Raw genomic sequence first — 12,352 nt, 5'->3', positions numbered from 1 at the left:
GACGTTGGTCGCCTCGAAAGGGATCGAGCTGCGCGCAGCCGGAAGCAGGCCACGTTTGGTTACTTGGTCCATAGCGATACAGTGCTCAAATGCGATGGGGATGGAGGCTAATACTCCACGATATCCTGCTTCAGAATTCGGCAATGCTCAACCACATAAGACTCGCGAGTATCTTCCTCATACGCATGGAATTTTACATGATCCAGCGTAAGACGCTGTACGTTCCGAATGTCCATAAAGGTAGCCCTGCTCCAGGTCGGATAATAGTTCTCCGACACTTCATCGGGGTGATCGTATCGCATATCCCATACGCTAGGATAATGCTGCGGAAGGTCCTCTTTGAGGACTCCACCGATGGTGTGATACGTAATGTTCCGAAGAACGAGATCACGAATCGGAAATTGCTCGCAGGCATCCACTCGAATCCCGTTGAAGGAAGGGCTGCCCATCAGATCGTCTTCAAACCGAAGATGAACCTGCCGCATTTCATCCTGATCGATAGCCGTGATGTCGCTCAGCGTGATTCGCTTCAAGGCTCCGATTGGCGGCATGCTTTCCAGACCAATGGAGGAACCAATGTCCTGCAAACGATTGTTCAACAGAATGAAAATCGGCCGTGTCACATTTTGCATAACCAATCCCCTGGCACAGATATCGGTAATCGTTCCACCCTCGGTGCATTCGATTTTTAGGCCTTCCCGCCATACATTCTCGAACGTGCAATTCTGGATAACCACATTTGAAATATCACCAACCGATTTTAAGCCGATACGAATCCCGGCACAGATAGAGGTAAAATGACAGTTGGATATATGCACGTTTTTCATGGGAAATGCTTTGCTGCTCGCCTGAAGGCACAAATTGTCGTCGGTTCCTTTGATGCGGCAATTGGATACAAATACGTTGGAGCATCCGTCATAATCGAGGCCATCCCCGTTGTGTTTTTTCTCATTGACGATATCCAGACCATCGCACCAGATATGCTCGCTGTCCAGAAAAGCCGTTGTCCATGCCGGCGCATTGTGCAGCCGCAGTCGTCGCAGATGGATATGGCTGCACCGTAAAAAACGAATCATCATTGGCCGCTCCATACTCCCCTCGTTCGGGAAAGCCTCCGCATTGCCGTTGATTTCACCTTGTCCCACAATGCCGATATGAGTTGCGTCCTCGGCATAGACCAGGCATTTGTCCATTTCCGTCTCGTTCGTGTAACGATTGTAATGGGTCCGGTCCGAATAATCGCCAATGTTCGGACTTGCCAGCAACGTAGCTGAAGGATGGATCTGCAAATACACATTGGACTTGAGAATGATCGTTCCGGTTACATATGTTCCTGCCGAGAATACGCCCCCCCCCCCCCCCTCCGGCAGTGAAACACTGGTCGATGGCACGCTGGATGGGTAGCTTGTCCACAGTTAATCCGTCTCCTGAAGCGCCAAATGCCCTGACATCAAATACATCCTGCATCGCGTGCCCTCCACTCACCAGAAATAAAGCTCATCGCCCTTTAGCTTGAGCACGGCTTCCATAAAGTAATAATCGCCATAGATGATGGATTGGTGATGCGTGGCGTTGTGATATGCCGCTGATCCGTTCTGCACAATGCAATCACAATCCCTGCTCCAATCCGTCCGCTGTTCGTCCAGCGTGCGCAACAGTTTCAGAGCCGCATTCAGGTACAGGTCCTTCTCATGTTCGCCCACAGATTTCGCAATCTCAATGAGACCGCAGGCTGCAATGGCCGCCGCCGTAGAATCTTCGTAGGCGGGCTCTTTGGGCTGCCTGAAATCAACGTGAATGATGCCGCTCTCCGGAATGTTGGCGATGAAATAATGTGCAATCCGCTTGGCGGTATGCAGGTATTCCTCTTTACCCGTATGGCGGTAGCTCATCATGAAACCGTACAATCCCCATGTCTGGCCGCGTGTCCATGAGGAACCATCCTCATATCCCTGCCCGCCATACGTTTTGACTACACCGCCGACGAATGGATCGAATTCAACGATATGGTTGACCGATCCGTCGGGTCTGACAAATGTGTTCATCACCGTATCGGCATGACGCTCCGCAATTTGTCTGAAACGAGGATCGCCAGTCTCTGCCGAAGCCCAGTACAGCAGAGGAATGTTGAACATGCAATCAATGATGGCCCAACCGCGGGTATCGCCTTCAGGCAGATCGTTCCAGGCACGGATAAATTCCCCGACCGGATTGTAGCGTCCTGCCAGCAAGTTCGCCGCGTGCAACGCCCGTTTGCGGGATTGCGGATTTTGCGTCAGTTGGTAATTGGCAACACTCGTCGGCAGCCACATGAAGCCGACATCATGATGCAGCCCGTAAAATTGCTCAAAGCAGGCATCCAGCTTATCCTCCACCAAATTTGCGTATTGCTTGTACTTCTCCTCACCCGTAACATGGTACATCTGCCAGAGCATTCCGCCCCAGAAGCCGTTGGTCCACCAATTGATGCCGTCCGCGTCATTGCCACTGGGGTTATGCCCTGACCGGTCATCATGCACCCCATCCTGCGTGGTATAAGGAATTTTGTCACGTGATTTGTCGCTTACCCAATCCATCTTGTCCGTCAGCTTTTGAATGACCTGGTCGACCCAGGGTTTCTCTTGTTCTATGACCTGCATTGTTGTTCTCCTGCCTTTTTCTTGGAATAATATTTCCTGTTCATGACCAGCTTCATTGAAACAAAACCGTATTCATGCTTAACAGGGACATAAGCCGTAACGGAGCTCGTTATAATAAGCCATGTTCCTATCAGCATCTCGTTTGAGTTGAAGCGTTTTCAGTGTATCATGGCCCGCGATATTGAAGTTTTCTTGCATCCATCAAAAATACCGTTTTATTGTCCTTGTTTCAGTGATGTTCGGGATGCTAAACTTATAACATATGTTCAGAAAACGACTATTGACGAACGGAGGACTTGTCCGATGTCAGCAGGCTTTGACCCGATTTCCTTTCATGGTTCCACTCTGATATGGAACAACCGTCATCAAACGAATCAGCCAGCCATTAGCTTCTACCATTGGCATCAATGCTGCGAATTGCTGCTGGTGTATGGCGGCAATGGTACTGTGGTACTGAACAATCAAACCTATCCGATCCGCAAAGGTATGCTGTTTATTTTTCAGCCTTTTGAAATCCATAAGGTATTTGCCAAGGCGACGGATGAACATCCCTACGATCGAACCGTGGTACACGTTAACCACCTGCGTCTTGAACCTTACTTGTTCGCCTTTCCCAAACGACAAGAGCTGTTCAATCGGTTGTGCTACTCCCGCAGCATGGAACGAGCATTCGATCTTGGAGAGCGATTTGAGGCGGTGCGGCAATGCATGGAGGACTACGAGCGCTTCGCACATACTGACCGCGGAGCGACTCAAGAGGAAATCGCCATATTTATGCTGCGCCTACTCAGCGTAATGGAGGACATCCTTCCGGAAAAGAACTCTTCCTCTTCTGCGCATTGGCGCAGAGAAGAATATTCTGAAAAAATCATGAGCTGGATCGAGCACAATTACATGGAAAACGATATTCTGGACAAGTTGGCAGAAGAGCTTCATTTGACTCGATCCTATGTATCGCGGCGATTCAGAAAGGAAACGGGCAGCACGCTAAGCGAGTATTTGATCGCCAAACGAATCAATGTTGCTGCGCATCTACTTGAAAGCACTTCATCTTCTGTGGAAAGCATCGCCCACCAGATCGGTTTCCAGAATGTATCGCATTTTATCAGCAGTTTCAAAAAAACATACCTGCTTACACCGCTGCAATATCGATTCAAAGCTTAGATTCACTCATCGCATCTGGTTATCGATGTAGATTTCCAGATGATATACTTCCGAGCAATGAAGCTGGTATTTTGACCATAAACCAGACTTCGGAGTTTCACTCATTCAAAAGAGACCTACCAACTACTTAAATATTCATATAATCGGTAATTGGACTATGTTCTTGTCCATTCCGGCAATCGGTACAAGTTCTTGTCCTTGGCTCGGGACACGAACTTGTACCGATAAAATAAAAAAGCCGCTATAATAGCGACTTTCAATGGGAATATGGTCTTGTCCCTCGACATCATCCATCCTTGCAAAGGGCAGCCGATCGCTTGATCAGCTGCTGCCATATTTTTTAATTAGAATTTCTTATTTCTTCTCACATACAGCGAAGTAATTTTCTTCAGCATCTTCGAAATTGAAGACTCGGCCAAAAGGTGCCTCTACAATATCTCCTACCTTTACGTTTTTGTTCTGAAGATCTTTGTACAACGCATCGAGATTGTCGGAGAAATACATGATAGACGGGGTTCCGAGATACATCTCAGGGTTCATTTTGGCAACGAACTCTTTGCTATGAAGTACAATGCTGGTTGCTGCACCCTTAGGAGCAACCTCAACCCATCTCATCGGACCATTGGTTTCATCCGCGATAATTTCGAAACCCATTTTCTCCGTCCAAAAGTCTTTGCTAGCATCTTGGTTATTTACGTACAGCATTACTTGGCCAATTTTGTTAATCATAAATAAAACACTCCTCATATCATTTTTATTTTTTACTTAAGTGATTTCAACAATTCATCCAAGCGATTCCAAGTTTCGGTGACACCTTGCAGCATGCCCATGTCCATCACGGTTTTAAGGGCCTCTGCCGAAGCATACTCAGAACGGTTTACCAATCTGGTCTTTCCGCCTAGATCAATAAACTCCATATTGATAAGTGGCGCTGGCATAGACTCATTGATATTTCCTTCAGCATCTGAAAAATAGTCTGTGTAGATGATCATTTCCAGCTCGACGATATCCTTATATACACCTTTGCCCCAAGATTCCATGCCATAAAATTGAACCTGGTTTTCATCGATGCACTTCATGCAGTAGTGCCACACGCCTCCCGGACGGAAATCAATTGTACAAACCGGAATCACCCATCCCTTTGGTCCCCACCATCGTTTGAGGTGCTCTGGTTCCTTAAAAACCTTGAATACGAGTTCTCGTGGTGCATCGAAAATTCTCTCCAGGACAAGTATCCGATTGTTTTCTACGTTCGAAACCATTGTATTATTTGTCATGTGTTGAACCTCCTAACTAAATGAACGTTATGTTTTTTTCTCATTTTGTAGTTCATGCAAGTAATTATCCAAGTTGTCTAATCGATCTTCCATCATGTCGCGGAAAGACTGCAACCATGCATTCATCGCTTTGAATGGCTCAGAACGGAGCTTGTAGATCCGACGATTTGCATCGATTCGTACTTCCACAATTCCACTATCGCTAAGCACTTTTAAATGCTTCGACACTTGTGGTTGACGAAGCTCTAGCCGATCGGAGATATCCCCCACGGCCATAGGACCCTCACGCAACAATGAAACGATATTCATACGAGTCGGTTCAGCTAAAGCACTCAGTGTTGTTATGTCCATTCCGGACTTATTCATGACATTTTACTCACCTCTGATATACACGTATTTATTCATCACCTCGAATCAGGATAACCTGCATTTCACGAGTTCAATATACACAATAAGGAATATACCTGTCAAGGAATATATATATTTAAAAAGCACGATTATCTCACACTCTTACGTTGTATTACTATCGCTTCATTATAGGTCAAAAAATCAACTCAACTACTTTAGATTGGGCAATTTAGGAAACAAAATAATAATCAAATATTCCTTGACGAGTATATTCCATTTGGAGTATATTCGATTCATGAATTCGACTTGGAGTGCTCTAGCTGAGCCAAACCGACTCGTTATTGTAAACCTGCTGCGTCAATTCGCCCTTTCAGTAGGGGAAGTAGCCGATCGTCTCGGCTCAATCAACCGCAAGCCTTGAAGCACTTACGTGTCTTATGTGATGTTGGCCTTGTTGAGAGTTTTATCGCAGGAATTGCTAAGAAAGGATGTGAACAGAAAAAGAAAGAAGTCATCCTGCTTGTAAGAGTAATGTTCACCTAAATAAGGAAGGCGATCCAGAAACTTTTTTCACTTTTATACTTGAAAATTTATAACTATGGAGGATGACATCAATGAAAAAAATTACAATTCCATATTGGATATTTACTACACTTGTGGTGATATTTATGGGTGTGGGCGCTGTAACGGATACAGTAAAAGCAACTGACGCGGTTGAACTTTTCAAGCATTTGGGTTACCCCGATTATCTACTTCCGTTTCTTGGGATTGCCAAAATATTAGGAATAATAGCGATTTTAATTCCTGGTTTTCCACGTATCAAGGAATGGGCGTACGCGGGTTTGGTTTTCGATTTGACAGGAGCTATGTATTCAAATGTCGCTGAAGATGGTATTTCTGCTGGATTCAGTTTTCTTATTGGTTATATTATTATCTTTGGTTCCTATATTTATTATCATAAAAGACGGAAATCCGGAATTTTGGTAGTCAATAGATAACCAATCGTCTCCAAATAAAAAATGAGAAACCTTAGTTCAGTTAATTACCGAATTAAGGTTTCTTATCATGTTTTGTTAAGGCTCACTACTTTGATGGGTGAAGTATATACAGTTTCTTTCAGAAAACCTTAATTGAACTTCGAATCTTCTTTACAATAAATTATTCGAATAAGCTCTTTCCGTTTGTAGAAATGACATCTTTATACCAAAAGAATGATTTTTACGATATCTGTCTAATGTATTTTCGGAAATCGAAGTTGCTCAGAAAAAATTAGAGGACTCTAAACAAAATCTGTACGATATTCTTAAATTGGATATTACGTGTGAGGATGGTTTTGGAAAACATTAATGATAAGAAAACCTGGACGAGTATGGCGATGTCGCGGGACAAGAACATAGTTCCATTCAAAGTTACCTCGAGATATTATTCTCTGTGCAGTAATCGACAATTCCTGCTTCCTCGGATGAGCGGTACAACAGGCTGTAATGATTTTGTACTGCCGAAATTTTCAGTCCTTCTTCCGCACTGCAGAAAGTTCGATAAAGTTAACCAAGGATGTAGATAAATACATTCCAGATTAGGTCCACCTATAATGGTGTGAGCAAGTTCCCTCTGATGTTTGTTTCCCAGTGGCCATTCGCAATATATTGTTTTTCAACAATTTTAATCATCAGATCAGCAAAGGAACCAAGTTTCTGTCCTCATTTCGGGACAAGAACTTGGTTCCTTAAAAACAAAGAATCTGCTAATTTAGCGATTTTGATCCGAATGGATTTTCTTTTCATCAACTAATTTGGACGGGGTGACATCATTCCCTTCAGGATCAACCACGGATACCGCAAGCATTGTTGTTAGAACTTGTCCGCGGATCATCTTCAAGTAATTTTGCCGGAAGTTCCATCTGTTCTGATTTCTCTTGGTCGGTCAGACCACTATTACTTTGCTTTCTACTTAATTCATTAATTCTGTCCAGATATGGGATCAGCATGTTCATACGCTCCTCTGTTTTTATTGTGGAGCCAAGCTTGATTATACTTGGCAAAATTGATCACATATACTTAGCAAGCTAAATATATGTCGAAGAAATAGAGAGTCATACTATATTCCTCTCCATTTGTTGCATTAAATGTCTTAAGACCAGCCGATCTTCCGTAGAAATGGATTGAAGTAATTTCTCCTGCTGCTCCCTCCATTTAATATCAACCGGTTTTTCTATTGCTTTGCCTTTGTCCGTTAGATAAATACGCATGATCCTTGCATCTTGTACATCACGTTTACGATATATAAATCCGTTCTGCTCCAGTGATTTAACCATGTTCGTTACTGTTGGCGGTTCACATTTCAAGTGTTCACACAGTTGCATCTGGGTGACCCCATCACCCAACCATAAACGATACAACAAATTATCTTGACCCACATAGAGATTAAGTTCCCTTAAAGACTCACTATAATTCCGACGCATTTGGGAGGAAATCCGATCTAACGACTGTCGAATATCACAATCTACTGCATCTGTCATGAATTATCCCTTCCTGTCATCGAATGATACTTAGCACACTAAATTTATCACAGTGAAACTACAGGTGTCAATTTACCTTAGAGCTACCGTCTATTGAGGGCAGCTCTAAGATTCAAAAATTTGGCTCCGTCGGAAACTTATTTTTTGGCAAAGCCTTGCTTATTCAGATAATCCATCATCTGAGGCTGAATACTTCTCTGGAGATGATCCTGGATGTGGTCACTCCATCCCTTTACTTTTTTCACGGTGAAAGGTGCTCTTGTGGGACGATTTTCATAATACTTCAACATCGTTTCATCATAGATAGCTAATTTCTCTTGATCAAGAGATGAATAATGATTTTCAAGTAAAACCATGGATTGAGGCAGCCGAGGTTTCAGCTCAGGTTTATCTTCAGCTGGATGACCGATGCATAGCCCCACTAAAGGAATTACATACTTCGGTAAACCGAATACGTCAGATAGTTCGTTAATATTTGCTCTGACCCCACCAATATATACCCCGCCGAGCCCCATGGATTCGGCCGCGGTCAACGCATTTTGTGCCACCAGTCCGGCGTCGAATGAACCGATTAACAGAAATTCAATATATTCGATATCCACTTCCGGGGCAATTTGATGATTCCGGTTGAAATCTGCACAGAAAATCCAAAACTCAGCCGCTTCTTCAATATAAGGTTGATTGACAGAAAGGTGTCTGACCTTCTTTCGAAGAATCGGATCGGTGATACGAATAATGGACACGGCCTGCAGGAGACTGAACGATGAGGTTTGATTCGCTGCTTGAAAGATCGCATCGATTTGTTCCTCAGTCAGGGGTTGAGATGTGTAAGAACGAAACGATGTATGGTTATGAAGCAACTCAAGCGTCTGATTCATTAAAATCCTCTCCTCTATTGGTTTATTTGATATTCCCGCATTCCATACTCGTTTGGAATGCCCATATTCTCTCGTAATGTTTTTCCTTCATATTCTTTGTGGAACAATCCGCGCTCCTGCAAGATGGGCACAACCTGATTCACAAAATCCGCAACACCGTCATAAGACACATCAGGCACGACCGAGAATCCGTCACATGCTTCAGCCAAAAACCATTCTTCCAAAAAGTCCGCAACCTGTGTGGGTGTGCCTGCAACGACGGGATGGTAATTGATAACCCCGTGGGCGAGAACATCCCGAACGGATAGCCCTTGTAACAACAACTTCAAAGCTATTGGAGAACGTGGGTCCATGGGATTGGCATATGCATTTTTTAATAAGTCAACTGGTAATGGCTGATCAATATCTACCGAGTTTACCGATAAGGGGACACCAATCATGGAACCAAGGTAACTTACTCTATTGGATATTTCCTCTGGGTTGAAGTTCATAAGCTGTTTTCGACGATCCAGGGCTTCTTCTTCCGTTGATGCCAGAGAAAACATAAAACCTGCAAACATCTTGATATCATCGGGGTTTCGACCGAAACGGACAGCACTTTGACGAATGGCTTGTCTGTGTTCACGAGCAGACGCGATATCATACGGATTGGCGTAGACACCCGAAGCGTATCGCCCCGCCAACTCTAGTCCTTCTCTCCCTCCTCCTGCCTGGAACACAACAGGCTGTCCTTGCTCGGAAGGAGGAATAGGCAGAGGGCCACGAGATGCATAATATTGACCTTGAAGGTTGATAGGCTGGATTTTGTCCATGTTGGCAAATTCCCCTCCTTCTACATCTAACGTCCAAGCGTCTGCTTCCCAACTCCCCCATAAGGACTGAACAATCTGTATGCTTTCATGTGCCTTGTCGTAGCGTTCTTGGCGATTTTCAACCCGGGCACCGAAATTAGCTGCCGCTAAGGGGTCGGATGTGGTAACCGCATTCCATCCCACACGTCCATGACTAATTACATCCAGTGCTTTGAACTGACGTGCGATATTGTAGGGATAATTAAATGTCGTAGAGAGAGTAGCAACAAGCCCAATGTGGTTCGTCTCTCTTGCTACGGCCATCAGTGCCAACATAGGGTCCATAGGGGACATGGGCGTCTGAGGACCTAAGTTGTTAGTTAATACTGGAGTGTCGGCGATGAAAATCATTTGAAACTTTCCTTGTTCAGCCAATTTAGCCCGCTCTACATAACTATCCATATTGGTATAAGCTGCAGGGTCCGTCCCAGGCATTCTCCATGCGCTGAATTCGGCCCCATAGCCCGAAACCATCTGTAAAGCCAGTTGCATCTCACTTCTTTTTTTCATATCTTTTCTTCTCCTTTATTCCAGATAGGCAAAGAGTCGTATCACATTTTTATAGTGTTATAAAAAATAGTTAGCCTGCTAAGCAAAAGTTAAATGACTTTGTTCTGTTCAGTGACATTGATACTATCTTAAATTTATTTGTTACAACTGCAAAGAGGGCAATATAGATGGACCTAGTACACCTTTTTGTACCTTTAGATTAAAAATATTGACGTTCACCGGTCTGTGCTGATTTTTCGACGGCATCCAGTAACTGATGAAGTTTCACCGCATCCGCGAAACTGGGTGTCAAGGATGTTCCGTCTTGTATATCTTGGGCGAACTTAAGATAAGCCTGGGCCATATTTAGAACAAATCCTGAGTCATTTTTTAGAGAATGTGGAGCTGAGTAATAGGAATCAGGAATGGTTAGTTCACGAAGCTCGTTGTCCGTAGCTCCTGCACCGCGTAATTGGTGTGATCCGAATTGAATGGATGCAGGCGCACTCAGCACGATTGTGCCCTTATCTCCAAAAACTTCAAGGGTTAGTCCTGTCTGATGTTTGACTCCACCTTGAATATGAACACTGGCTGCGGCACCACTCGTTAATTTTCCAGCAATCAGTATTTGATCATCCGTCGTCTTCTTCATGGTTTTCTGAATATCCACCAATTCGACTTCAGGAAACTGCTGTGCTGTGAGAGCAGAAAGTTCGGTAAAGTCCCCAAGCATGTAGGTAAATGCATCCAGATTATGTCCACCTACAATGGTCAGCAAGTTCCCTCCAATCTTCCGGTCAAATAGGTACGCACTGGACTTGTCGCCCACGCCACCCATGCCATCAATGGAGATCTTTAAATTGGCAGACAACACTTTACCCACATAACCTTCTGCCAATAAATCTTTTACATACTGAACGGCCGGGGCTTGTCTAGCCTGTAATCCAATCGCATTTGGCAATTTTGCGGATGCTACCCATTCCTGCATTTCAAGTGCTTCACCTGTATTGGACCCTAGTGGCCATTCGCAATAGATCGGTTTACTAGCAGGTGCGATGGCTTTAACCGCGTTATAATGTTCCTTGACGTTAATACTGACGACGACCATGTCCACCTCAGGATGTTGAGCCAGCTCCTCCATGTTATCAAAGCCGTGATCTGCGTAGAATGCTTCTGCGCTTTTCTTCGCACTCGCCATATTGCTTGTCCCCACTGCTGTAAGCTCAAACTCATCCAAATGCTCAATGGCTGGAATATGTGTACCACTCGCCCAACCATTATTAATTGAAGCCCCTATGATTCCTGTACGAATTTTTTTACTCAATGTAAAACATCTCCCTTATTTTTTAATGTGTTCTCTCAGCCGTATCCTGATCTTCAACAGTTTAATCACTCATGTTAATTCATCAATTGCATGATACTCTTTGGAAAAGTTTCTTCTGCCTGCGTTCTGCGCTCGTATAGGTCATACCATGCTCCAGCGACCTGATCCGGATCAAAGCCTGTATCTTTCTTTATCAGTGGACTAATGGAAAGATGCCCAACAAATACGCCATGAGGTTGTAATGCCTCGTGCAAATTAAGAATATAGTTCCGCAAGCCGGACATCGCTATACCTGAATTTCCAAACATGGAACTTGGTATCATGGCAGAGAGTTCACTTGTAAAAAGAATCGCGCCTTGACCACGTGCAATCATTTCCGGAATAACTTGTCTAGCGGTATTAATAGCTCCAATGACTACATTGCTGAAAATGTGATGTGTGCTGTCATCTGTCGTTTCCAGGACAGGTGTCACTTGCACATTTCCGTTATGGGGGCTGAATTCCACCACATCGATTGTGCCAAATGTATTTCTAATTTGTTGAAAGGCTGCAGTTAGTTGCATCTTGTTGGTAATATCCGCTGCGAATCCCTTGGCCTCAATTCCCATCTCATTTAATTGTTCTGCGTATTGATTAAGTTTGTCCTGGCTTCTGGATACCAAAGCGATGCGAAAACCATGTTTTCCAAATGTTTTGGCCAGTGAGAAACCCAAGCCTGGCCCAGCCCCGATTATAGCAATTGTTTTCAAAAAGTAACCTCTCTTCTTTAGCTCATATAAATGAGGATGGCAAACCTAAATAATCCCTTCACTCATTGTGATACTAAATAAATCACAATGATTTAGCTTGTTAATACACCAGAAG

Annotated in this window: 13 protein-coding genes and 2 pseudogenes; 3 read left to right on the top strand and 12 right to left on the bottom strand. The window is 44.1% G+C overall.

The features are described from left to right. Positions 1–107 precede the first annotated feature (107 nt). Both ACFVQB_RS19300 and ACFVQB_RS19295 read right to left on the bottom strand, forming a co-directional pair. Entirely contained in the window at positions 108–1,391 is a 1,284-nt protein-coding gene (locus ACFVQB_RS19300; RefSeq protein WP_379442300.1) for a glycoside hydrolase family 28 protein, read from the bottom strand. 90 nt (positions 1,392–1,481) lie between these two features. Beyond that, the gene (locus ACFVQB_RS19295) at positions 1,482–2,639 is read right to left on the bottom strand and encodes a glycoside hydrolase family 88 protein (protein WP_379442296.1); all 1,158 of its coding nucleotides are present in this window, start codon (positions 2,637–2,639) and stop codon (positions 1,482–1,484) included. 303 nt (positions 2,640–2,942) lie between these two features. Here ACFVQB_RS19295 and ACFVQB_RS19290 point away from each other — a divergent pair, with 303 nt between their 5' ends. After that, the gene (locus tag ACFVQB_RS19290) at positions 2,943–3,803 is read left to right on the top strand and encodes a helix-turn-helix domain-containing protein (RefSeq protein WP_379442292.1); all 861 of its coding nucleotides are present in this window, start codon (positions 2,943–2,945) and stop codon (positions 3,801–3,803) included. Between the two features lie 354 nt (positions 3,804–4,157). On the opposite strand, the gene ACFVQB_RS19285 is transcribed toward ACFVQB_RS19290, so the two are convergent. The 3 genes from ACFVQB_RS19285 to ACFVQB_RS19275 are packed head-to-tail and all read right to left on the bottom strand — an operon-like array spanning position 4,158 to position 5,446. Then, entirely contained in the window at positions 4,158–4,532 is a 375-nt protein-coding gene (locus tag ACFVQB_RS19285; RefSeq protein ID WP_379442288.1) for a VOC family protein, read from the bottom strand. A 32-nt stretch (positions 4,533–4,564) separates the two neighbouring features. After that, on the bottom strand, positions 4,565–5,080 hold the full coding sequence (locus tag ACFVQB_RS19280; protein ID WP_379442284.1) for an SRPBCC domain-containing protein: 516 nt from the start codon (positions 5,078–5,080) through the stop codon (positions 4,565–4,567). A 27-nt stretch (positions 5,081–5,107) separates the two neighbouring features. Then, positions 5,108–5,446: an ArsR/SmtB family transcription factor gene (locus tag ACFVQB_RS19275; protein ID WP_379442281.1), complete on the bottom strand. Its 339-nt coding sequence runs from the start codon at positions 5,444–5,446 to the stop codon at positions 5,108–5,110. Between the two features lie 277 nt (positions 5,447–5,723). Here ACFVQB_RS19275 and ACFVQB_RS19270 point away from each other — a divergent pair. Next, a pseudogene (locus tag ACFVQB_RS19270) lies at positions 5,724–5,887 on the top strand (helix-turn-helix domain-containing protein); the annotation flags it as partial. A gap of 155 nt (positions 5,888–6,042) precedes the next feature. Continuing rightward, a complete protein-coding gene (locus ACFVQB_RS19265) occupies positions 6,043–6,426 on the top strand; it encodes a DoxX family protein (RefSeq protein ID WP_379442278.1) in 384 nt (127 codons plus the stop codon). A 411-nt stretch (positions 6,427–6,837) separates the two neighbouring features. On the opposite strand, the gene ACFVQB_RS34560 is transcribed toward ACFVQB_RS19265, so the two are convergent. The 7 genes and pseudogenes from ACFVQB_RS34560 to ACFVQB_RS19235 form a co-directional block, all read right to left on the bottom strand. Further along, the gene (locus ACFVQB_RS34560) at positions 6,838–6,939 is read right to left on the bottom strand and encodes a hypothetical protein (protein ID WP_483874955.1); all 102 of its coding nucleotides are present in this window, start codon (positions 6,937–6,939) and stop codon (positions 6,838–6,840) included. Between the two features lie 238 nt (positions 6,940–7,177). Then, a pseudogene (locus ACFVQB_RS19260) lies at positions 7,178–7,415 on the bottom strand (DUF896 domain-containing protein). A gap of 105 nt (positions 7,416–7,520) precedes the next feature. Beyond that, positions 7,521–7,946 carry a MarR family winged helix-turn-helix transcriptional regulator gene (locus ACFVQB_RS19255; protein ID WP_379442274.1) on the bottom strand — a complete coding sequence of 142 codons (426 nt, stop codon included), beginning with the start codon at positions 7,944–7,946 and terminating at the stop codon, positions 7,521–7,523. A gap of 137 nt (positions 7,947–8,083) precedes the next feature. Next, positions 8,084–8,824: an oxygen-insensitive NADPH nitroreductase gene (nfsA, locus tag ACFVQB_RS19250; RefSeq protein WP_379442271.1), complete on the bottom strand. Its 741-nt coding sequence runs from the start codon at positions 8,822–8,824 to the stop codon at positions 8,084–8,086. A gap of 14 nt (positions 8,825–8,838) precedes the next feature. Further along, on the bottom strand, positions 8,839–10,185 hold the full coding sequence (locus ACFVQB_RS19245; protein WP_379442267.1) for an NtaA/DmoA family FMN-dependent monooxygenase: 1,347 nt from the start codon (positions 10,183–10,185) through the stop codon (positions 8,839–8,841). A 199-nt stretch (positions 10,186–10,384) separates the two neighbouring features. After that, positions 10,385–11,488 (bottom strand): Gfo/Idh/MocA family protein, encoded by a 1,104-nt coding sequence (locus tag ACFVQB_RS19240; RefSeq protein WP_379442264.1) that lies wholly within the window; start codon positions 11,486–11,488, stop codon positions 10,385–10,387. 74 nt (positions 11,489–11,562) lie between these two features. Further along, complete coding sequence (locus ACFVQB_RS19235; protein ID WP_379442260.1) at positions 11,563–12,237, bottom strand: SDR family NAD(P)-dependent oxidoreductase; 675 nt, start codon at positions 12,235–12,237, stop codon at positions 11,563–11,565. Positions 12,238–12,352: the final 115 nt, after the last annotated feature.

Source organism: Paenibacillus sp. NPDC057886, from assembly GCF_042796655.1.
In the GTDB taxonomy this organism is placed as follows: Bacteria; Bacillota; Bacilli; order Paenibacillales; family Paenibacillaceae; genus Paenibacillus.
Note: the sequence above shows the minus strand (reverse complement) of the source record. Positions and strands in the feature narration are given on the sequence as shown.